Annotated in this window: 15 protein-coding genes and 4 pseudogenes; 5 read left to right on the forward strand and 14 right to left on the reverse strand. The window is 55.3% G+C overall.

Annotated elements, in window-relative coordinates:
* Positions 1-149 precede the first annotated feature (149 nt).
* Positions 150-230 (forward strand): annotated as a pseudogene (locus CO657_RS38245) (IS5/IS1182 family transposase); the annotation flags it as partial.
* Between the two features lie 251 nt (positions 231-481).
* Here the strand turns inward: CO657_RS38245 and istB are convergent.
* The 4 genes from istB to CO657_RS22555 all read right to left on the reverse strand — a co-directional run bounded on the left by istB (position 482) and on the right by CO657_RS22555 (position 4,875).
* On the reverse strand, positions 482-1,375 hold the full coding sequence (gene istB, locus CO657_RS22540; RefSeq protein WP_054185948.1) for an IS21-like element helper ATPase IstB: 894 nt from the start codon (positions 1,373-1,375) through the stop codon (positions 482-484).
* On the reverse strand, positions 1,372-2,886 hold the full coding sequence (gene istA / locus CO657_RS22545) for an IS21 family transposase (RefSeq protein WP_054185947.1): 1,515 nt from the start codon (positions 2,884-2,886) through the stop codon (positions 1,372-1,374). Before istA ends, istB begins: the two co-directional genes overlap by 4 nt.
* 688 nt (positions 2,887-3,574) lie before the next feature.
* A complete protein-coding gene (locus CO657_RS22550) occupies positions 3,575-4,096 on the reverse strand; it encodes an aminoacyl-tRNA deacylase (protein WP_054185946.1) in 522 nt (173 codons plus the stop codon).
* Positions 4,097-4,179: 83 nt separating this feature from the next.
* Entirely contained in the window at positions 4,180-4,875 is a 696-nt protein-coding gene (locus tag CO657_RS22555) for a DUF6875 domain-containing protein (RefSeq protein WP_054185945.1), read from the reverse strand.
* Positions 4,876-5,231: 356 nt separating this feature from the next.
* Between CO657_RS22555 and CO657_RS36845 the strand changes: the two genes are divergently transcribed.
* Complete coding sequence (locus tag CO657_RS36845; RefSeq protein WP_156339811.1) at positions 5,232-5,804, forward strand: hypothetical protein; 573 nt, start codon at positions 5,232-5,234, stop codon at positions 5,802-5,804.
* A 325-nt stretch (positions 5,805-6,129) separates the two neighbouring features.
* Here CO657_RS36845 and CO657_RS22565 read toward each other — a convergent pair whose 3' ends face one another.
* Both CO657_RS22565 and CO657_RS22570 read right to left on the reverse strand, forming a co-directional pair.
* Complete coding sequence (locus CO657_RS22565; protein WP_054185944.1) at positions 6,130-6,426, reverse strand: hypothetical protein; 297 nt, start codon at positions 6,424-6,426, stop codon at positions 6,130-6,132.
* A pseudogene (locus CO657_RS22570) lies at positions 6,426-6,650 on the reverse strand (transposase domain-containing protein); the annotation flags it as partial. The pseudogene CO657_RS22570 and the gene CO657_RS22565, both read right to left, overlap by 1 nt.
* A gap of 91 nt (positions 6,651-6,741) precedes the next feature.
* On the opposite strand from CO657_RS22570, the pseudogene CO657_RS37360 reads away from it, so the two are divergent.
* Positions 6,742-7,016: pseudogene (locus tag CO657_RS37360) on the forward strand (recombinase family protein); the annotation flags it as partial.
* A gap of 127 nt (positions 7,017-7,143) precedes the next feature.
* On the opposite strand, the pseudogene CO657_RS38075 reads toward CO657_RS37360, so the two are convergent.
* The 6 genes and pseudogenes from CO657_RS38075 to CO657_RS38380 all read right to left on the reverse strand — a co-directional run.
* Positions 7,144-7,545: pseudogene (locus tag CO657_RS38075) on the reverse strand (Tn3 family transposase); the annotation flags it as partial.
* A gap of 295 nt (positions 7,546-7,840) precedes the next feature.
* A complete protein-coding gene (locus CO657_RS22580) occupies positions 7,841-9,658 on the reverse strand; it encodes a TniQ family protein (RefSeq protein ID WP_054185942.1) in 1,818 nt (605 codons plus the stop codon).
* Positions 9,658-10,659 carry a TniB family NTP-binding protein gene (locus tag CO657_RS22585; protein WP_054185941.1) on the reverse strand — a complete coding sequence of 334 codons (1,002 nt, stop codon included), beginning with the start codon at positions 10,657-10,659 and terminating at the stop codon, positions 9,658-9,660. Before CO657_RS22585 ends, CO657_RS22580 begins: the two co-directional genes overlap by 1 nt.
* Entirely contained in the window at positions 10,656-12,848 is a 2,193-nt protein-coding gene (locus tag CO657_RS22590; RefSeq protein ID WP_082366393.1) for a DDE-type integrase/transposase/recombinase, read from the reverse strand. Before CO657_RS22590 ends, CO657_RS22585 begins: the two co-directional genes overlap by 4 nt.
* Positions 12,849-12,921: 73 nt before the next feature.
* Positions 12,922-13,506 carry a hypothetical protein gene (locus CO657_RS22595; RefSeq protein ID WP_054185939.1) on the reverse strand — a complete coding sequence of 195 codons (585 nt, stop codon included), beginning with the start codon at positions 13,504-13,506 and terminating at the stop codon, positions 12,922-12,924.
* Positions 13,507-13,601: 95 nt separating this feature from the next.
* Positions 13,602-13,772, reverse strand: a complete 171-nt coding sequence (locus CO657_RS38380; protein WP_245293072.1) for a hypothetical protein — start codon at positions 13,770-13,772, stop codon at positions 13,602-13,604.
* A 477-nt stretch (positions 13,773-14,249) separates the two neighbouring features.
* Here CO657_RS38380 and CO657_RS22605 point away from each other — a divergent pair, with 477 nt between their 5' ends.
* A complete protein-coding gene (locus tag CO657_RS22605; protein WP_054185938.1) occupies positions 14,250-15,641 on the forward strand; it encodes a lipase/acyltransferase domain-containing protein in 1,392 nt (463 codons plus the stop codon).
* Entirely contained in the window at positions 15,641-17,509 is a 1,869-nt protein-coding gene (locus tag CO657_RS22610) for a CHAT domain-containing protein (RefSeq protein ID WP_054185937.1), read from the forward strand. Before CO657_RS22605 ends, CO657_RS22610 begins: the two co-directional genes overlap by 1 nt.
* Before the next feature lie 27 nt (positions 17,510-17,536).
* Here CO657_RS22610 and CO657_RS22615 read toward each other — a convergent pair whose 3' ends face one another.
* Together CO657_RS22615 and CO657_RS22620 are read right to left on the reverse strand one after the other, a co-directional pair.
* A complete protein-coding gene (locus CO657_RS22615; protein ID WP_164918682.1) occupies positions 17,537-20,044 on the reverse strand; it encodes a S8 family peptidase in 2,508 nt (835 codons plus the stop codon).
* A gap of 66 nt (positions 20,045-20,110) precedes the next feature.
* The gene (locus tag CO657_RS22620; RefSeq protein ID WP_054185935.1) at positions 20,111-21,091 is read right to left on the reverse strand and encodes an AAA family ATPase; all 981 of its coding nucleotides are present in this window, start codon (positions 21,089-21,091) and stop codon (positions 20,111-20,113) included.

The following is a 21,091-nucleotide window of genomic DNA, read 5'->3' on the forward strand; positions in this document are numbered from 1 at the left end:
TGCCTGGCCGCTTATGACCCACCGACGAGGTCTATAATCGCTCAACCCGTTGATGGTCGCGATGAGGCTCCTGGCTGAAGTCGCTCGTGCAGACTGGCGCAGTGACGAAGAGTACGGCGGACTGCGCCAATTGTGCACGACCCGCGGCGGCATTTGGTGGAAAGGGGGCGCAAGGACAAGCCATCGGCCGTTGTCGCGGTGGCCGGACCACCAAAATCTATGCGCTCACCATGTGATTCCCGCCCGCAATTTCACAGTAGGAGACGTCAGACAGTTAATGCGTACGCCAGGCTTGATCGCCCGCGCTGGCCCAATGCGTTATCTGTTGGGAGCCAAAAAGTATTACGCTGGGCAAATTGCGCTGCTCGCTGCAAACGAAGAAATGCACACCGGTCATTCCTAGTCGGCGCAACCGAAAAAAGGTTGTCCGCTATGGCGCGGCGATCAGGATGAGACGCGAGCGACAATCTGGATGAGATTCTTATGTCGCGGTCGGGATGAAGGTATCATGTTGATTGTCGCTGGCAAGAGCGCCGTCGGTTTCTGATTGCCGCTCCGCGACAACCTGGGAAGAGCTTTTGATTGTCGCGAATGAGGCGGGCCTCCCGCGCTGGCGTTTGGCCTCCATGGCGGAACGTCGCCGATAGCTTTCGACATTCATCTCGAAGATCGTTGCGTGATGAACAAGGCGGTCCACCGCGGCAAGTGTCATGGCTGGGTCCGAAAAGACGCGGTTCCATTCTCCGAAGGGTTGATTGGCGGTGATCATGATGGATCGCCGCTCATACCTCGCCGAGATCAGTTCGAAGAGCACGCTGGTTTCGGCCTGATCCTTGGTGACGTAGGCCAAATCGTCGAGGATGAGCAGATCGAACTTGTCGAGCTTTGCGATGGCGGCTTCGAGCTGCAACTCCCGCCGCGCGACCTGAAGTTTCTGGACGAGGTCGGTCGTTCGGGCGAAGAGCACGCGCCAGCCGTTTTCGATCAGCGCGAGGCCGACGGCCGCCGCAAGGTGGCTCTTTCCGCCGCCGGGCGGGCCGAACATCAGGATATTGGCTCCTTTCGCGAGCCAACTATCGCCAGCGGCAATCGCCATGATCTGGGCCTTGGAGACCATGGGCACAGCGTCGAAGGCGAAGCTGTCGAGCGTCTTTCCGGGTGGCAGGTGGGCCTCGGCGAGGTGTCTTTCGATCCTGCGATGCGATCGTTCGGCCAGTTCATGCTCGGCGATCGCAGCGAGGAAGCGGGCGGCAGGCCATCCTTCACGATCGGCCTGCTCGGCAAATTGCTGCCAGAGCGTCTTGATCGTGGGCAGCCTCAGTTCGTTGAGCATGATGCCAAGCCGAGCTTCGTCGATTGTGTGGATGCTCTTCATGCGACCTCTCCCGCGTAGGCTGTCCCGATCAAGGCTTCGTAGCCATTGAGCGATGCGAGTTGCACGTGAACGGTCGGTAACTGGTCTGGATCCGGGCCGAAGAGCGTTCTCAAGGCCGCCAGGTCGGGAAGTTTGCCGGCGTCGAGGGCTCTGGAAAGTGCTTCGGCCAACTCACGTTCGCATCCACGATCGTGAGCCAGCGCCAGCAGTTCAACGGTGATCTTGCAAGCCTGCCGCTCGGGCATTTGCTCGATGAGCGCGTCGAAAGTCCTTCGGTATTCTGGCCTGGGGAAGAGCTTGTCGCGATAGACGAGCCCCAAAAGCGCCATCGGCTTTTTGCGCAGGGAATGAATGACGTGGTGATAGTTGACGACCTGATCGTGCTTGCCATTTGCGTGAGCGCGGCCTCGGGGCAACGTCAGCAGATGCGTGCCGCCGATGAAGACGTCGAGGCGGTCGTCGAACAGGCGGACCCGCAGCCGGTGGCCGATCAAACGGGAAGGTACGGTGTAGAAGACCTTGCGCAAGGCAAAGCCGCCGGTGCTCGATACGGTAACGATGATTTCTTCGAAGTCGGTGGTGCGACGATCGGGAAGAGCCTGCAGATGCGGGCGCTCGGCATCGATGCGCTTGCCATGTGCGGCATTGCGGCGGCTGACGGTCTCGTCGATGAAGGCGCGGTAGGAGGCGAGATCGTCAAAGTCCCCGGTTCCGCGCATCAGCAGAGCATCGCGGATCGCATTCTTGAGATGGCCGTGGGAACTTTCGATCGAGCCGTTCTCGTGCGCGACGCCCTTGTTGTTGCGCGTCGGCGTCATGCGGTAATGAGCGCACAGTTCGTCGTAGCGGCAAGTGAGATCAGCTTTTGCATCAGCATCAAGGTTGCGGAAGGCGGCCGACAAGCTGTCGCTGCGATGATAAAGCGGTGAACCGCCAACCGACCACAGGGCGTTCTGCAGCCCCTCGGCCAGAGCGACGAAGCTCTCTCCACCCAGGATGACATGGGCATGCTCGAAGCCCGACCAGGCCAGCCGGAGGTGATAGAGCAGATGGTCGAGCGGCTGACCGGCGATCGTCACGCCAAGGCTCCCCATGTCGGTAAAATCCGACAGTCCCAACCGGCCGGGTTCGTGCGTCTGACGGAAGATCACTTCCTGCTCCTGGCCATGAACGGCCCGCCAGGACCGGATGCGCCGCTCCAATGCGCGGCGAATACCTTCGGCCAGTTCTGGATGACGCCGCAGCATCTCGTTGTAAACGGCGACCGCTCGGATGCCGGGCGCGGCCTTGAGGAGCGGAACAACCTCGGCGTCGAAGATGTGCTCGAGGGGATCGGGGCGACGCCGGTCGCGCGGCGGCTTGGTCTGCGATGGAAGTCGCACATCCTTCTCGATGCGGTAAGCCGTCGCCCGGCTGATCGACGCCTTGGCGGCGGCGACCTCGATGGGGTTGGATTGTCGGTACTTCATGAAAAGCCTCGTCTGATGATCGGTTACATGGCGACCCGGCACAAAGGTGATTCTCCATTGTCAGAAAATCACCCACGCTACCGAGCCAACCGCGATCATGAGACGCCGAAAAATTGCGCCGCGGCGGGGGTGTAACTCCGGTCGGGCTACGCCCTCCCTTCGTCACACCCCCGCCGCCGAGTCTCATCCTGATTGACGCTAAGTCTCACCTTGATTGTCGCCGCGCAGTCCGCTTTGATCAGCGACGATACCGAGCGCAGCATCTGATCGAGAGCGCGTTTAATGGAACGAAATCAGGTTGGAAATGCATGCGCTAGCGCCGAGTCCGGCATGGCGCATGGTTCTACCACTTATGGGGAGCCGATGCGCAGACATAGTCCACTAGATATTCACGTTGAAACAACCAGTCAGCGCGAACTCGTACGATCCGTACTTAGAAATTCCATGCGCCGGCGAGTAGATGCTCGAAGGTTTTTTCGCGTGTTCAGCTATCCTCAGGACGGCCCACGTGCCGTTACGTTTGAAGCTTGCGCTCGACTGATTGAGTTTCGGCCTTAGAGCGGGCGGCTCCGGACGGATTTCGTTATAGTGTGGACTGTGAGCCGGTTACGCGGCATATGTATTGGAACCCTCATTATCTATCAAGACGCCGTTATGTCGACCCGCATTTCCTCTTCCGAAAAATAACCTAACCTTGGTGACGGCCTCTCTTTGATAAGTGACGGAGTCGTTAGGTTTGGGTGGCTCGTGCACGCGTCTGCAACGGCTGCCCGATCTTCCAAAGCATGCTTGTGTCGATCTCAAGCTCGACTCCAAACTTGCCCGCACCGGTGACTACGGTAGGATAAGCAAAAAGGGCGGTGTCAATCAGTACGGCGATCTTCTGGAGACCGAATGGTGATACGCTTCCTGACGGGTAGCCGAAGAGATCCAGTACCTGTTCTTTCTGAGCCAGTTCGGCTCGTTTCCATCCATACGTGCCAGCAACCGCTTTCATGTCGATCTTTGCAGGTGATGGCAGCAAAACGGCACAAAGGTGGCGTCCAGGATCCAATCGGCGCATCACATCGTCTGCTTGCTGCTCCGCAACAATCATTGTCTTTGCAACGCGTCCGACGGGAAGGCCGATAGCAGAGGCTAAATCTGAAGGGGATGTAATAGGGGTGGCGAAATCACTATATCGCCACAATCGTACCGTCGACGCTCCGATCTGGTGCAGTTCAGCAAGTACGTTCGGATGAACATCCAACATAGTCGTTTCCTTCCGTTTCATATGGTAGGATGATCGAGCATGGCTGTTTGCGACTGCGAGTACACCGCGGTTGCGAGTAGGTTTCAGCCGGTTCGCTCCAAAAGTTGCCTAATGCGGCGGCGACCCTCGTCACCAAAAATACTGAAGTAAGCCTCCAGGCACTTATCGCTGCCAAGCATGAAAGGAGCATCATATTTGGTGATATGCCGAATAGCCAAGGCTGGAACCGGCGTGTCGAGCGGTCGAAACATCCTATTGTGCAACCCAGGCTCCGGGCAACCTGGATAAAATTCACCGATCATGAAACCTTCCTGAATGAAGTCGGGCTTCAGCCGTTTCTGCAGTTGACCTATCATGTTGATCTCTCCTTCATCCTGAATTCCAGGAAGGGCAATAATAATCGCCTTATAGATCCAGTCGCCCGTTCGATCGTTGAAGGACATAACGGGTTTCATCTGGCTGAAGACGGCGAGCATACGCGCCATCTCATTTTCGATTTCGTCAACTGCAACAACTTGCGACGCGGCAATCCGTAAGAGTCCCTTCGTCAGAGCTTCGGGAACGAAAGGGCAAACGCTCCCGTCCCGACCCAAGCGAGGATGTGGATTGGAGAGGAAGTCCGAGGCATACCGAGCAAATTTCTGAAGAGCTGCGTTTGTATACTCATCGTACGCATTGTATCCGGCATCAATGTTCTTTTCCAGAATTTCGCCCACTGTCATCAATGGACCGATCGTCCCGAACGGTAGGCTGTAATCTGTCCAGATCTCTTTAGTCATTTCGGATCCCTCGTTCGAAAAGCCACACGTTCAAAACGGAAGGTCGGGCTCTTTCATGCCAGCTCGGGCGGCGGGCGAGCTGGGTCGGGGGCCAACTAAGAGACCGACCTTCCATCGGAAGCGAAGCTCCCGAATTTTTTGATAGCACTGGTAGTTACACTTGTGTAACTGTTTTTATAAATGGATGTGAAAACAAGAGCGGGGGCTCGTGCGCCCTGAAGGTCAGTCGCACGACCGCCAAAAACTCTACATTCGTCGTAGTTATAGAGACATACATATGATAAATGTCGCCGCGATGGGATCCGGTAACAGGCTTTGGGTGAAAACAGAACGACCCATTGCGCAGAGGCGTGGCCGTGGCGAAAACAACACGAAGAGTAATATATACGCCAGAACAGATCGACGTCGGCGTAAAGCATAAGCTTGAGAAAATTGACTCGTTTTTGTCAGATCTCTTTAGCGAAAATTCCGAAGAAAAACTTTTCCTGAGGAACATTCTTGGGTTGCTGCTTAAAGTATATCATATGCATGCTAATAACAGACCCATGACGAAAATGCAGGCGTGTCGCTATCTACCTTTTAAAAACCAGACTGTTTGCCAAAAGTATGTCGAGGCAGCGCATCTGCGTGGGTTCATCGACATCACTCGGGACAAAACGGACAAACGGCGTCTGATTGTTCTTCCAAAAGAGCCGTTGGTTGTCTATGTCAATGAATATATAGCTAACTTCCTTGATGACTGCCGTAGAGCGATTGACAGTGCCGCTCAAGTAGCTACGCTTCCTGAGGAAGGAATGGCAACGGCACGGTCTTCATCTACTAATAAATCGCCAGCGTCTTCTGGAGCACCTGTGGGTTCCTCTCAAAAGAGAGCCGATCTAAAAGCCCAGGCAATTTTAGCGAGTTCTATTGTGGGGAAGCAAAAGTAAGAAGCCGTCTCGCGCGCGATTAGCCTTTCATCAATCAAATGTCCCCTCCGTATACAAGCTTCATCGAGCTAACCCACTTCGCCCAGCCGGCCAGGCAGCCGGTGCAGGCGCTACTACGGGGGAGCGGCTGTATCGTCGTTTCTGCCAGGAAACCGCGCGGGAGGTTCGGCGGCGTCCTCAGGCGCATACCTTGGCATTTACGCTGTCTTATTTAGGCGAGGCGGAAACCGCTAAGGCGGCCGTCCATCTCTTGGTCGAGACAGTGCATGAGATGGTGGCGAGTGGGAACCCAGGGTCGTCGCCTCGATCGTAACCGGCCCGATTGCTACCGCGGAGATTTTGCTTTGATGCGAGCGACGAGCGGCTCGTCGTCAACAAAGCTGTCGAGGAAGTCGTTCCATTCTTGGGATGACCGGCGGGCGTCTTTGAGCATCTGCTCCAATTCGTCCATGCCGTCGTCTGTCAGTGCGGTCACGGATTCGTCGTCGCCAGTGCACACGGAGATAATGCTGCCATAGCTCAGATTATCATCGTTGGAGACGATTGCCTGAAGAAGCTCCGGGTCCTCTTCGAGAATTTCGGCAACAAATTTGATCGTACGGACGTGGGTGACTGTCGCCATCAGGCTGCCTTTGCGTCGATTGTGGTGATCGCCGACCAGTTCCACGGAAGCAATTCGTCTAACCGACTGATCTTGTGATCGTGGATACGATCGAGCACGTCAGCCAGATAGGCCTGCGGATCAAGACCATTCATCTTTGCTGTCTCGATGTTCGTCATGGCGCGCGCCAAGGTCTCCGCTCCCGTATCGGCTCCTGCGAAGAGCCAATTCCCTCTTCCAACACCAAAGCCCGTTCATTCTGCCCATGTCGGCGATGAAGTCGAGGTCTATTATCGCTGGCATCCGTATTTCGGCCAGAGGGTTTCCATTCGGCACGACGATGCGGTGCGTGACGTGGTGTTGACGATCCATTGGAAGGGCGGTCAGCTTCGGAGCTCAAGGTCCGTAAGCCTCAGACCGGTGAACACGGTTGTGCCACCACTGAGGATGCCCTGGCGGTGATGCGCAGCATGGCTGGTCGCTGCTCCGATGAACATATCGCCGCGTCGCTTAATCGAATGGGCATGCCAACGGGGCAAGGAAAAACCTGGACCGGGCATCGGGTCGCTTCTGTAAGGCGGGTGCGTGCGATCCACGCGTACAAATCAGCCTAACTATCGCTGGCATCCATATTTTTGGCCAGAGGGTTTCCATTCGACGCGTCGAAGAAAGAGCGACAGGTCGGTTTCTGAAGGTTTTGGGGCCGGTCTGTCAGGGTTATTCTGAACAGTACCCTCTAATGGCATCGCCTTGCGCGGTGGCGGCAAATAATAGGCCGTCGCTCGAAGCCGGAGTGCTCATGGATCGGTAACCCCGCCTGCGCCTCGACCACCCTGGCTAGCCCCGGTCGTAGGCTTCGCCCTCGACATGCCACTGTCGAATACGGATTAACACCCACAAGGTGTGGGTGTCTCTGTGCCATCGGCCATCATGCGCAGGTGAAAGTTAGTCCCTTCCGCGAGGATGACGTTCATCGCAGGGCGCTCCGCAGATGATTGAATGCTTCGCAGAAGCCAGTCGCAGCATCCACGTCTGGACATAGGTGATCCGCGTGGGCGGGATTTGCTTGTAGAGATCGAGTACCACGTCCTCAAAGCCGTCCGGTGCGGCAACTTTGAGCTTCTCTCTATACAGGACGCCTTCGCAATCGAGGTGCAGGTCTGAGATCGCTATAGCATCGGGACCCGGCCAGGCATTCCCCAATAGGTGTCTCGTGTTTCTTGTCGCATCCGGTGGATCTTTTACTTGACGCATGCTGGTGCGGCCCGTAAGGTTTGGCCCTGACCGTTACGAAAGCCTAGGTTTCACGGGGTTTCAGCACGAAATCGTTCACCTGTCCATTGCAGAAAGGGCGGTTATCGGTGGCCGTTGTTGCCAGACAGGCAAAGAAAAACCCGCTTTCGCGGGCTTTGAAGGTCTTTTCAGGGAAGTTCCGTCACGCTAGTCCAAGCGGTCGAACATCGGATCGGCGATAAAACCTGGCAATTTTGCCGGTGGGTTCAAAGATCGGGTTGATCCCTTTCTTGTCCAGCGTTTGCTTCAAACCGGCAATCTGCTTGCCATTCTCCCGAGCCATGGCACTCAACGAAATATGCTTCGCCAGAAATGCGTCGACGGCGACCGGATGAACAAAACGCTGGCTGACCCGAGTGCGGGGATGACGCCGCATTTGCACCGGGAGGAACTCACGCTTAAGGAGTTCATCGATTGTGGCGGTCGTCGTGCGCAACGCTTTCTCCAGGGCGGCTACATCGAGATAGTTTTCCGTTTCATCAAGGGTCACATGCGGAAGCACCTCTTGTGGATCAACGAGCAGATTCTTAAGGAGCAGCTCATCGCCTGACCACGACACCTTCGTCAGCTTGCCGCCGAAAATGAGATCAACGATCTCGGGCACCTTGCAATGGCAGATAGCTGTGGCGATGTGGATCGAGACGAGGCCATCGTTCGATACACAGTTTCGTTGCGCTTTCATCCGTGCCAGGAGACCTTCCACGCTTTCACGAGCAATGCGCCGGAATACCCTTGCATAGTCCTCCGAGTTCGCATGATACGGCAGGTGTCCCTGCTGCAGAAGAATGTCGAGAAATTGCCATGTGCAGCCCAGGAGGCTGGCTGCTTCAGGTGTCGTGAGGAGCTGTTTCTCCAGAACCAGTTGTTCATGCAGAGCTGTACGGGGAAACACGCGTGCGGCCTTAACGCCACTATCAAGGGTGACCGCAGTGAATCCGTGTTTCTCGACGACGTTCTTCACCCGGGCAGGCGTAAGCTGGTACTCGACGGCAGCAGAACGAATGGTGTGGACTTGTCGCTCCTTAACTTCGGTGAGGAAGACATCACCTGCCTCCATGGGAATATGCTGCTCGGCGTGGCGCTGAAACAGTTCAACGACAGCGCCGTAGTCCGGGTCCCCCACGAACTTCCGCAGCCAACGCCGCGCTACCCCGTAGATGTCCATGAATTCGGTGGCAGTTCCGATGGTTGCACGAACGTGTTGGGAAAGGAAAGACAGGACCGCTTCCTTGCCTTGCTTGGCAATCAGGTAGCCCTCCCGGCGGCATGAGGCATTCATGAATCCTTCCGGAATGCGGTTGCGCGCACTTCCGTCCTCAGGCAAATTTTTAAAATGCCCGATGACGGTGCAGAACTCTGCCGCCACATACGCTGGGAGTTCGTCCAGAAATTCAAACGCCTTTCCTTCACCGTTCACGCGGTTGGCGAAGTAAACATCAGCCTGGTCCGGCTCGCGAATTTCAGGAAGGTTCGAACCCAGCGCATCACCGCGACGTGCGATCCAAGCGGTAATATCGCTAGCAGAGATCGCCTCCAGTTCGCACCCGTGGATCGGACATGTGGCAATCACCATCCACCGCCACGCCGCACGCACGTAAGGACGTGTCACCGCGCGACCGTGCTCTGCAACCATGTCATGGCAAAGGCAATGGCGGCAAACTCGGAGATTTGCCATTTCCAACTGTGACCGCCGGATGGTCGTAGCCCCGAAACTCGTCACGTTGTGGCCCGTCAGCGCAAACCTTTGGAGGCGTCCTGCCGGAACGCCAGACCAAGCCGACAACAAGCCTGCAGTCTCCTCATCCATGGTCTGCAGCTTGGACAGGGGCAGGTTTGTCATCCAGCAAAACTCTTCCAGGTCACGGTAGCCGTTGGCCTTCGCCAGCCGGGAAGTGAACATTGCGTGGCACTCGTCATCGTGGAGAGCGATCTCGCGGGCAAGCTTTGAACCGAACATCATCACTTCTTTCGTTTGGCAACTGGTTTAGGAATGTCGGCGAGCGCGTTTTTGGGCACGATGTCCCGCCATTTGCTTCCACGGAAAGGGTTGTCCTGGGGCAGTGGTGCCTTGCGGACCTGGTAAACCACTTCAAAGTCAGCCAGCGTGACCTTGCGGCGATTGGCGTCAATCGCGGCAAAACAGGCTTTTTTGACGTCGTCACAGATCGTGCCGAAGCGTCCTTGTCCCGCCAGTATGAGGCGCGCCGGAAGCTCGTCCTTTTCAGTCCAACCAGGTTCAAGGCCCGCGTGCTTTACGACAATATTGGACAAAATCTGTTCAGCCGCCCGCAGGTCCCTTGGGTCTTTCAAGAGTTCGAGGCGAACGGTGTTAGAGCGATTACTCAGTTGATCATCACCGCCGCTGATGAAGTTTGCCAAGTCATCGACGCCAGAGAAGATGGCATGCAGTGGCCAGTTCTTAATCTGGAGAAGGCTCTTTACGTCGCTCTGAACGGATTTGATGGCGAACTCCGTGTTGTGAAGAACCGTGTCCTGCATTTCGTCGATATGCAGGTACTCCACCTTCTGATCTCGCAGCTGATCTTTCAGGAAATCGTACAGTTCCGGATTGCTAATCCGTTTATTACGAACGACAGCACCAAGCTCCTTCAGGATTTTGAGGGCAAGTTCCCTCGAACTGCAGGGCGACGGCGCTTCAATGCTGATCAAGCGGCGCACCCATTCGCCATCTTCATCCTGATACGGCTGGAAGCCCGCCTTTTCGCGGAAAAGCTCCTCCAGCATGCGCGATTTTCCCGTATTCGATTCACCGATGATAAAGAGAGCGCGCTCCTTAAAACCCCCTCCCTCACGGCAGGCTTTCGCATTGGCAATAAGGTCATCAAGGTGTTTGCTGACCTCGTGATATTTTGCGTAGCGCAGGTACAGCTTATGGAGATGCAGCTTGCGGTCCGACGGGGTCATGGTGGGGGCGTTCATGGCGATGCTGGCGTCGGTCATTCGATCTCTCCAAAATGCGAAGGTTCGTCATCGTTGTTGTCGGAATAGGTGTCCGCTTCCGTAGTGCTTTCCTGAATCTCCTCGCTGGTCGCAGGGCCAGCGAACTCACCGCCCTGGGGGCCGACGTAGCCGTCGTGAAGCGGGTCGTAGGCGATTTCGTCATCGTGCAGGTTCACCTCGTCGAACTTGTCCTCCTCGGTGAAAGGGCGACCTTCAAAAAGCTGGTCGGTGGCGTCCGAAATCTCCTCCGGGCGCAGCGTGTGAAGGGAGATTCCAGCGCGCATTGCGGCGCTGGTACCGGCGCGACGCATGACGTTGATCGCCTCGTACATGATTGGCAGGTTGGCTTCGGACTTCGCCCCGTTGCGGCGATTGAGGTCCTTTTTGGCCAAGTACCATTCTGCCAGCGAGATGTTCGTCGGCATGCTGATGCGATTTTCGACCGTCAGCCAACCTTCCCCGGTGAAGACGGAAACGGCCGAGAGATCGTTGCGATGGGTGCGAACCTTGTACTTCTTCCAGCCGTCCTTACGGCGGAGGATCTGCAGAGCATCGGAATTGTAAGGAATTCCATGAACTGTGACACCCGCGCTATCGATCACGCGTTCCTTGGTCACGCCGAAGATGTGGCGCTTCTCGTGACGTCCGGGCATGGCACGCACACGATAGGTTTTGGTTTTCTGGACCCAGGCTTCGTGCGGCGTCAGATTGTTCAGACGCGCCGACGGGCGATTGTGATGGATATCGCAGATTGCGCGGATCACCAGGTTGATGAACTCATCGACAGCCAGAGCTGCGTTTTCCGCGGCCGAATAGTCGTTCTTCTCCACCACGTTCGAGAACGTACGCCCATCGAAAAACATCATGATGTCGCGCGCGAGCGTTTTGAAGAGGCTCTCGATGAAGGGACGCTTCCAGGCTTGACCGGCGGGCGGACGCGTCAGTGCAATCTTACACATGAGAAACGCATCGCGCGTCGCGTCCGCGATGTAGGTGGGTCCGTTATCGGTATAGACAACCTCAGGGCGGACGCCGAACCACGGCGTCTTCGCTCCTACCAGTTTGGCGATATGCGTCTTGTCGGTCATCACCATTTCAAGCGTATCGACAATGAGGGCCGAGGACGGGTTGCGTCCCCCTTTCATGGCCAGCACGTAGTTGACGGAAGTGTCCACAGCGCCGCAGAACCAGATGCGTTGCGGGTTTTCGATCAGGTATTCCTGAAGTGCCTTCGGAAGCGCTTGCCAAAAGCCGCACGCCTGCATGGACGTCATGGCGTCTGCATTCCAGTCGTCCATCTCGACGCGTTCGCCAGGACGTTCGGAATCGTAGGAATCCATTTTCGGCTTGAACTGGGCGCGAGCGAAGGGAAGCCCTTCGCGGCCTGCAACAACCTCGAACTCGTCCATGGCATCAATCAGAGCTTCGAAACGTTTGCGTCCGGGAGTAATGAGCGGTGCCTTCCCAACGCGGGTTTTGTTTTCTTCTGCAATACGGGCATGGACATCACGCAGCAGCTTTGCCTTCGACGGCTTGCGGCGGCTCGCGTAGTTGCGGGCTTCCTCCAGCCAGATGGCATAGCTTTCGGCGCACTCAACCTTTGCATTACGGAAACCGGGTCCATTGCGACGGTAGATCAACGCGCGAACGTCACGTCCGCAGCTCATGTACTCGCGAAAATGGCGATTAAAGCTGCGGACGGACGGCGTGTTGTAAAAGCTCGTGCTGGCATCGCAGCGCGTCTTGCGCTTGGTGCCATCCTGTTCCGTCAGTTCCTGGGCCTCGATCTGAATTTCGAGGCTCCATTTCTTGAGCAGACCTGCAAGTTTTTCGCTACGAGGAAGCTTGCGACCGGTTTCTGCGCAATGCTGTTCATAGCGAAGGATCAACGCTTCGTGGAAACGAGCGATGGCCACGTCACGGGCTCTGAAGTCGTCGACGCGCTTGTCGCCGACCAGATGACGCAGCTTCGTCTCCGTCTTGGTGTGGAAATTGTAATGGACCGAAGCCGTCTCGTTCTTCAGTGCCTGGCGGATTTCAGCATGAGAAATGCGCGTTTCGAAACGGTGGTCAGTTTCTTTTTGGAAACGGTATTCCTTGCTGTCGTAGTCAACCGGGACCCAATTGGTGCCACGGTAGGTGAAACGGTCGAGAGGGCCCATTTCGGTGATAGGAGTATATTCAGTCATCTTCGTTTCCTTTGGACATAGCTTCGCCGTTCCCAGGCGCGACGTGGCTGAGTGAGGGCAGGATTGAGGTTGGTTAGAGGTTGATGGTGAACCAGGTCAGTTCATTGACCCGGCCACGTTGAACAGGTTTGAGGACCTGCAGATCGATCAGCCGCCAAATCGCGATGGTGCGATCCGTCCGCTCGACATGCGGCGCATACAGCTGGAAGAACTGTATCTGGCTACCGCTCTGCCCATGCAGCTCGCTCAACAGCGTGCGCACATGGCCCTCATCATGAAATTCGCGAGACCAGAGGATGGTCTTTGCATTGCGAAAATCATCCTTGGTCGCGTGCCGTTCAGTCATGATCCTCATGTCATCGAACAGCGCGCGATGTATTCTCTGGACACCAGAAAAAACCGGATCGAGTTCGGCTTTGTCGCGCTCGTATTTGACCGCGATAGCCAGCCGGAAACCGTTCTTGAACCGGGCCCAGTAATCGAAGATGTGTTCCCGCAGGTGTCCCTCCGGATCGACATACGTCACCTTCGGAAACTGGGAACGGACTTCCACGATGCCGTGGCGGGCCTGGATGACAGCAGAAACCTGCTGCTCCAGCTCGCTTTCATGCTGTACCTGGCGATTGTCGAAGACCGACGCGCCGTTGGTTTTCAGCATGTGCTTCACAGGAACGTTGCGTGCACCTCCGTGAAGGCGAGGGGGCACCCAAAGCTCAGGTTCATCGTGGGGTTGAGGGGAAGAACAGGTCGCGCTTACCATTTGGACGTACGCATCCCGACCATTGCGTTCTTATCGGCATCAATCCCGCCATCCTGGAAAACCTGGAAGCGAGAATGAATGCCTTCTCCGTTGCCGGAGCGCAATTCGGTCAGAATGGCACGACGCACCAAGACGTGGTGCAGCACATTTTTTGATGGGCGCATAGATACCTCCTGGGCGCACATGGGTGGCAGCCCATCCGGAGGTAGAGGACACGGTGTCCTTACTTCAGATGGAGCTGAGGAAGGTCTTTCCTAGAATGACGATGCGTATCATCGTGGGGCTCCGTGTTTGAAACTGGCGCGGAACATAGTCAGCGGCGGTACCGCGAGTCTAGCGGGGGAGATTTGCATGATGGAAATATGGTTAATAGGACCTATGCAGCCCGCATAACCTTCCGGTAGCTGATGGCGAACCGCAGCTTTGATCGTTCGCAATTAACGAGTTATCCAAGGGAATCTTGCCAGAACGACCTGGCTTTGGTTGCCACGAGGCACTGCGACGATGGCCGGATCGCGCGTGTCATCATGAGCACGTTTGGAGTTTCGCCGTTCTGCTTTTGATCACCATTTGACACCGACAGGTTGTTTCAGACATGATCAACAATCAAAATCATTGTATAGAATCGGCTCTGGCTTCATATGACCAAACATCCTGATCTTATTGTCTTTCTTCCCGGAATTACCGGTTCCGTCCTTATGAAGGATGGTGACGTCATCTGGGGCAATTCTGCCAAGTCGCTTTGGGACATGGTAGCAAATGACTCTCTCGATCTTCTCGAAATCACCGGTTCGGACAACGGCGACGATGACCTTGGCGATGGGATAGAGGCAACAGCCCTAATTTCCAATATTAAGGTGGTGCCAGGGCTTTGGAAGATTGGAGGATACTCCATTGTTTCACAAAACCTCGTTGCTAATTTAGCTCTCGAAAAAAACGTGAACTATTTTGAGTTTCCCTATGACTGGCGACGGGACAACCGTGTTTCCGCAAGGAAGCTGGCACGATTTTGCCGGGAAAAACTTTCCTCTTGGCGACAAAAAAGCGGGAACGAAAAGGCCAAGATCACGCTTGTTGCCCATTCTATGGGCGGGCTGGTCTCGCGCTATTTCATTGAATGTTTGGAGGGGTGGAAAGAAACTCGGATGCTCATTAGTTTGGGCACACCCTATCGAGGGTCCCTGAACGCAGTCGACGGGATATGCAATGGTCTTAAAAAGTCGGTGGGCGGCGTTACCCTTGCCGACGGGTCTCGCGCATTCCGGTCATTTCAATCTCTCTATCAATTGCTCCCAATATACCCCGTCGTTAACGACGGAGGTGGACCACTTAAGAGAGTGTATGAGGTAGAATTGCCCAATATGGACCTTCAGCGCGCTATCGAAGCGCGAAAATTTCATGATGAAATTTTGGATGCGTATGCGGCAAATCTCAGAGACACTGTTTACGTTAGTCAGCAGGTCAGAATAGTTCCTATAGTGGGTATTGATCAGCCGACGTTCCAGTCCGCCCGGCTTAAAGTTGACGGCCGCGTTGAGCTGTTACATGCCTACGAAGGTCGAGACATGCGTGGTGACGGTACGGTCCCCCGGGTTTCTGCTATTCACGATGATAACGCTTCGGCTGCTGGGGTCTATTTTGCCAACACCCACGCAGTTTTGCCGAATGCTGAGACTGCGATGACCCACTTGAAAGGTGTCATACAAGGAACAACAATCGACTTAGGGAAATTCCGCGTATCCAATGACCCAGGCAATGTTTCAATCAACGTGGGCGACGTCTATGACGCCGATGGGCCGATTGTGATCTCGGCTACCTTAAACGCGTATCGGCAAAATTTGACTGCGACCTTTATCCGCGAAGGTGATCTCGGCGAGAGCAAAAAAGCGCTCATGTATCCTCGGGACGGAACTTACAGTTGCTCAGTCTCGCTGGCACCTGGCCAATATACTGTAAACGTCAGCGGAGATGGATTGCATACGGCGGGAGACGTATTTGTTGTCGTTGGCGCTGTTGAAGAACGGCTAAGTTGATGACTGATCCTTCGTTGCGGAATGCTAACTATCGCTCGCCAATCGTATCCCTACCGGATGACAGCTGGCACTACATCATCGATGTATTCGAGGGCGAGTTCATCGGTTCGCTGCTTTCCTTGCAGATTGAGTTTTCTGAGGGCGTAGCGAAGTTGGAAGCGCAGGTCGCCTCAGTGAACTCTGCGGCGTTCCTACTCGCGCTGGTGAGGCGGCACCCCCACGTGGAGCGCGTCGAAGAGAATATCGAGATCAAGGCACCCTTCCGCTCAGCTGGTCGGGATGCTGCCGACGCCGCCTTCGACAATTGGCATCAGGAAACCGCTTCAGTACCGGACGAGGAGCGGCTATCCTTGGAGCGATACCCACATATCTCTGTGAAGGGCGAACTCAATGTGGGCAGTGATGTCGTAGTTCTTATTTACCTAGAAGAAGAGGCGGACGAATTCACGGATGGTGGTCCTTCTGTCATCGACAACGTACCGGCACATTGGCAGACACTGAACGTTGATGTCGTCGTAGACTCGGCGCAGCTCGTTTTCGATGAGGAGACGGCAAGCGCAAAGGTGAAATTGCGCCGAGGCCAGAGATCGTCGCCCGCGATGATCCATGCGCAAGTGGACCAAAGCGCGCAAGCATCTGGATTTGCTCAGCTTACGGCGCAGTTTTACTACGAAGGAAGAAGATGTGGCTTTGCCAGGCGGACATTTCCTCTCGTTCGGCGCGAGAAAGAGAAGGCAGCAGAAATCGAAAGCCGTCCAGACGTGCAATTGAGCGGCGACGATGCGAGCCGAACCCCCAACCTCACCGCACCGGCACAAATCAAGGCTTCGCTCGATGCATCAGACTTCGTCGTATCTATCAATCGCGAAGGCACTGATTTAGATGGCACCTACCGATGGGTCACTTACTCAAACCGCCTGGGATCAGGCAGGCGTCAGTCGAACGGTCAGATCACTCTGGGTCAGTCTACCCGGAAGTACGCCGAAAGCCTACTCAAGCTTTGCCCAACATTGGAGCCGGGCAATCATGCAAGAACGTTGAAATCAATTGGTGAAGAGATTTGGGGGCGGACACCACCGGCATTTCAGGAACATTACCTCTCGTTGGTAGCAGAAATTGGGCCTTGTTTCCCGATCCAATTTTACTCAGATGAACCGTACGTACCGTGGGAGATGATGTGTCCCAAAATAGATGGTGAAGGGAAAGATCATCTTTTCTTCAGCCACCCGGTTGCTCGGTGGCCCAGTTCCTCTCACACAGGTCTGGCTCAATCATTTACGGACGGGATTGTCGCGAGTTTTGTCCCTTCCTATCAGGACCGAGACTTACCTGCGGCCCACGAGGAGGGGCGGTGGTTGCGAGATAACCTTGAAGCCGTCGAGCATGAGCCCACGCATGATGCGCTCCTGAATTTCTTGGAGTCACCACCTGAAGCAAAGGTCAAGGTCGTCCACTTTGCTGGTCATGGCAAATGCGGAAACGCGGACAGCCCGTCAAGTATTGAGATGTCCGAAGGGAAACACGTCACCGTCAAGGAAGTTGGCCAGAGCGGTGTTAAGCTGGGTCGCAGGGACCGGAGTTTGTTTATTCTCAATGCCTGTGAAGTCGGTGCCTCCACTTTAGAGTTAGGAATGGCGAGCGGATGGGCAAGCGCGCTTACCAACAACGGTTTTGGAGGAGTTTTGGCTCCGCTCTGGGCTGTTCGTGATGAACACGCCAGCAAGCTGGTAATCGGCTCACTTGACCTTTTCCTCCGCAGTGGTGAAACCCTCGCGGAGTCGGTGCGAAGGTCGCGAGATGCGTCTCGCGGTGCGTCCACAACGTCATTCGCCTATGTGCTCTATGGCGATGTGATGGCGCGAGCCTAAACGCAGGACGCTGCCCGCTAACGTTTCTTAGACAGTCACCAGATTCTGAAGTGCTACGCTCACTGGTTGGTAAATATTGGCAGTGCCCTGGGGTACGCGAATAGAGACCATCAAGGAGAAGCGTATCCTCCTCCGATACCGTTCACTTTGACGGATGTCAGACCACCAGCCCTTGACGGGTGCCACCGAAATTCCATCGCGCTCCGCAAGTCGGTACGCCGGTCCTCTCCATATATCGTGTTGCAGCGTTCCGTTCCCACTGAGGCGCTTCCCCGCGATCCAACCATCATCGGTTGCGCCCAGACTAAGATCATCTTCGGCAAGAGCATTGTAACGCAGTTGAGCTTTTGCATCCGATTCTCCGAACCTACGGAGATCGAATTTGAGGCGATGAGAAGGGTAGCGGTCGTAGCGATTGCGCGCAATCGCATTGGGATCGGGTTCGATGAAGTAGGAGAGCGTGCATCGCATCTCGACCTCGGTTTGATTGAGCGCTCTCAATTCTGCAGTCGGCCACGGCAACTTGAAATATTTCATTTCTCTCAAGCGCAACTGATCACTGTCGCCTAGCTCATATGGTCGCAGACTGTCTTCTACGATCAGCGTCATGTCACTTTCGGTGCTACTATACAAACGTTCCTCGTTGGGCGTGCCCCAACCGAAGCGGCTTAACAACGTCGCCCAAGGGTCACTGACCGAGTTCGAACGTTCCAAGTCCGTTAACTGCGCGACCATAGCTGGTGTCCACTCAGCGCTGTGGACCATCATTCCCCTGATGGTCTCCATTCTGAATGAAGGATAACGCGCCATCAAACGGGATGCCAAGTGAGTTGCTGCAGCAGTAGCTGCACTGGTTTCCCCTGTCATTGCCAAAGGGCTTGCAGAAGCAGCGCGTGAAGTCGTCAGCACAAGATTCCGAGCTGAAGCCCGGGAGAAGATTCCGCCGCGATCTATTTGAAAGTTGCCGCCCTCCATTACAATGTCTGGTTTCTTTGCGGCGCGTGCAATCCATTCCTGTGATGTACGAGATGTCGGTGACAAGTCGCCAGCCGGGGCCACCAGAGGGATCGTGCCGTTGGCTTTGTTGGTGAATGCCCCAATTGAAAGAGCGTTTAGAGCTTGTGCCGGAGACTGAATGCCGTGCCGACGGTTCCTCTCGATATACTCGGCAACCTGATATGGCTCACTGTCAGAATGGTCAACGTTGCCAACAGCAACGCATATCAGTCGCGTATTCTTACCGTCGGCATAGGCTAATTTGTCAATTACTGCTGATGTAGATGTCGGCCGTCCATCTTCAGGTTCTCCAGCAGCGGTTTGCGCTAAGCAAAACACCCGCGCGGCTTCTTCACTTTCGACAAGCTCAATAGCCTTTTGAATAGCATCGTGTGCGGGAACATCGCCACCGCCGACCGGCGCTGTAACGACCACAGACTCCAATGAAGCGGACAACTGGATTGGGGAAGTACCAGAACCGGCATTTGCTAAGTCGCCGAAGAGCGCGACCCCAGCCATTTTTGTGCCATGCCCATCGTGATCAGTTACTGCCCAGTCGTCGCTGACTGTGTAGCATCTCGATCTAGGCAGCGATGAGGTAAGGAGGGTGTTGGCTGGATTAACACCCGTATCAAGGATAGCTATCCGGGGAGCCGAAGCTGGCGCGGGCACAACCCGTCTGGCTAGCTCCGTGACTATTCCCCCCTGCGCGTCTGGTAGTGCGTTCATGTAGTCCGAGACGAATGAAGAAGCGCTCCGCAACTCCACTACCGCCCCACTCGTCCGAATGAGATTTTGCATCGCTTCTGGTGTGGCAACTATGTTGCGAACTGCGGTCTCGATGAACTGCGTAGGACGACCCTCGCCACTGATCTCCAGTGCGTCTAGGGTTTTGGAGAATACTTCCTCGTATTCAAGGCGTGTCCAGACCTCCCAGGTTGTTTGGCTCTTTTTGCGGGGGAATTTATCAATGTCATCGGTCCAGAAATCTCGCAGATTAGCAGCTCGGATGAGCGAGGCGCTTTCAAACAACTTAAAATTCGCCGGACGCCGCGAGCTTTCAGTTTCTTCATTTCCGAGAAGGTCGGCAAAGTCGCCGTCCTCGTCAGTCCATTGTTCGTACTTGCCAAGTGCGTTTAGAAGCGACTTAAAACTGTCGCGCGAAACAAAGAAGTTCGCCAAGTCATGAGCAGGCTGATTACGCTGCTGCAGCTTTTCCGGATTAACTTGAAGTGTCAGCAACTTGAGGCCTTGGGTAGTCGATCTCGCTGTAGCGCTGACAAAGAGTGGCTCGTCTTCCCGGCTTTCGATGGCAATCGCCATACCACGCTGTTTGAGCGGCACCTTGATACTGGCTTGTTCTTTCCGAATATCGTCCAGCTGCGAGGCTACCAGCTCTAAATCGGAACGCAGCTTTTGCGCGTGCTCACGTCTATTCTCTACTGGAGACGGCTCTTTCGTGCCGCCCCGGCCAACAGCGCGAAATTCTTTCGAAGCGAGACCGATGTTATGCGCATGCAGGTGAGGAAGAAGTGCCATGATAACCATCGTATCTCTATATTAAACAGATAGATGCGACGGTGGTTTCTTGATGTCAACTCTCAATCAGTCGTTGTGCAGAGCTTTCCGGTCAGTAATTGCTCGCATCAGGATTTCAGTCGACATTTTGCCGTCGTGGTCTAGCACGGAGTCCCGAGCGGCATCGTCAGCAACCGCCACCAGATCGGCTTGGCTAAGCCCGTCCACTCCGACAGCCAATGTTTCCCAACGGACGCTCTCCAAGTCAAACTGAAGCATGTGATTGCGAATCACTCTCTGGGCTTCCTCAGCACTTGGCCTAGCGTAGGAAAAAGCAGCATGGAAGCGCCTGAAAATCGCTGGATCGAGAAGCGTTCTGTGATTGGTCGCCGCCACAATCACGCTACTGGATTTATCGTCTTCGAGGAACTGCAGAAAGGAGTTAAGCATCCGTCGGGCTTCCCCGACGTCATTATCGGCGTCGCGACGGGATGCCAGCGCATCCACCTCATCGAAAAAGTACACTCCGCGAACGCTAGTCATGGATTCAAAAACGAGGCGAAGCTTGGATGCCGTCTCGCCCATGAACTTGGTGATGACCCCGTCAAGCAATATTGTGAATAGGGGAAGCCCCAATTCTCCGGCGATGGCTGCCGCTGTCATTCCCTTCCCTGTGCCTGGTGGTCCAGAGAACAGAAACTTTCGACGGGGACTAAGTTCTCGCGCCTCCAGCAGGTGACGGTCTTTGTGTTCGCGAACAATACCCCTGATACGACGGCTGAGGTCTGGATTGAGAACCAGATTAGTTAGGTTTATTTCTGGATATGTTGCTCGCACCAATCCAGCTAGCTCACCCCGGGGGGAGGCAATCGGAATTGGCCCCTTCGCCGGACGCGAGGTCTTGTCACGCCGGACGCGATCTACAACTCCCCTAATCTCTCCAGCAACCCTGACGCGACCGGAGCGGTCTGCGTCAGAAGCAATGTTTTCAGCGATTGCCAAAAATCGATCATCATCGCCTGCAGCATGGCTCTGTATCATTGCAATCAGGTGCTTGGTGACGGTCAT

The organism is Rhizobium acidisoli, assembly GCF_002531755.2.
GTDB classification, from domain to species: Bacteria; Pseudomonadota; Alphaproteobacteria; order Rhizobiales; family Rhizobiaceae; genus Rhizobium; species Rhizobium acidisoli.

Excerpts from the sequence above, each read along its gene's own strand:
- CO657_RS22565 (WP_054185944.1), bottom strand. The coding sequence starts at position 6,426 with ATGGCGACAGTCACCCACGTCCGTACGATCAAATTTGTTGCCGAAATT.
- CO657_RS22590 (WP_082366393.1), bottom strand. The coding sequence starts at position 12,848 with ATGACTGAATATACTCCTATCACCGAAATGGGCCCTCTCGACCGTTTC.
- CO657_RS22585 (WP_054185941.1), bottom strand. The coding sequence starts at position 10,659 with ATGACCGACGCCAGCATCGCCATGAACGCCCCCACCATGACCCCGTCG.
- CO657_RS22610 (WP_054185937.1), top strand. The coding sequence starts at position 15,641 with ATGACTGATCCTTCGTTGCGGAATGCTAACTATCGCTCGCCAATCGTA.
- CO657_RS38380 (WP_245293072.1), bottom strand. The coding sequence starts at position 13,772 with ATGCGCCCATCAAAAAATGTGCTGCACCACGTCTTGGTGCGTCGTGCC.
- CO657_RS22555 (WP_054185945.1), bottom strand. The coding sequence starts at position 4,875 with ATGACTAAAGAGATCTGGACAGATTACAGCCTACCGTTCGGGACGATC.
- CO657_RS22615 (WP_164918682.1), bottom strand. The coding sequence starts at position 20,044 with ATGGCACTTCTTCCTCACCTGCATGCGCATAACATCGGTCTCGCTTCG.
- istB (WP_054185948.1), bottom strand. The coding sequence starts at position 1,375 with ATGAAGAGCATCCACACAATCGACGAAGCTCGGCTTGGCATCATGCTC.
- CO657_RS22580 (WP_054185942.1), bottom strand. The coding sequence starts at position 9,658 with ATGATGTTCGGTTCAAAGCTTGCCCGCGAGATCGCTCTCCACGATGAC.
- CO657_RS22550 (WP_054185946.1), bottom strand. The coding sequence starts at position 4,096 with ATGTTGGATGTTCATCCGAACGTACTTGCTGAACTGCACCAGATCGGA.
- CO657_RS22620 (WP_054185935.1), bottom strand. The coding sequence starts at position 21,091 with ATGACCGTCACCAAGCACCTGATTGCAATGATACAGAGCCATGCTGCA.
- CO657_RS22595 (WP_054185939.1), bottom strand. The coding sequence starts at position 13,506 with ATGCTGAAAACCAACGGCGCGTCGGTCTTCGACAATCGCCAGGTACAG.
- CO657_RS22605 (WP_054185938.1), top strand. The coding sequence starts at position 14,250 with ATGACCAAACATCCTGATCTTATTGTCTTTCTTCCCGGAATTACCGGT.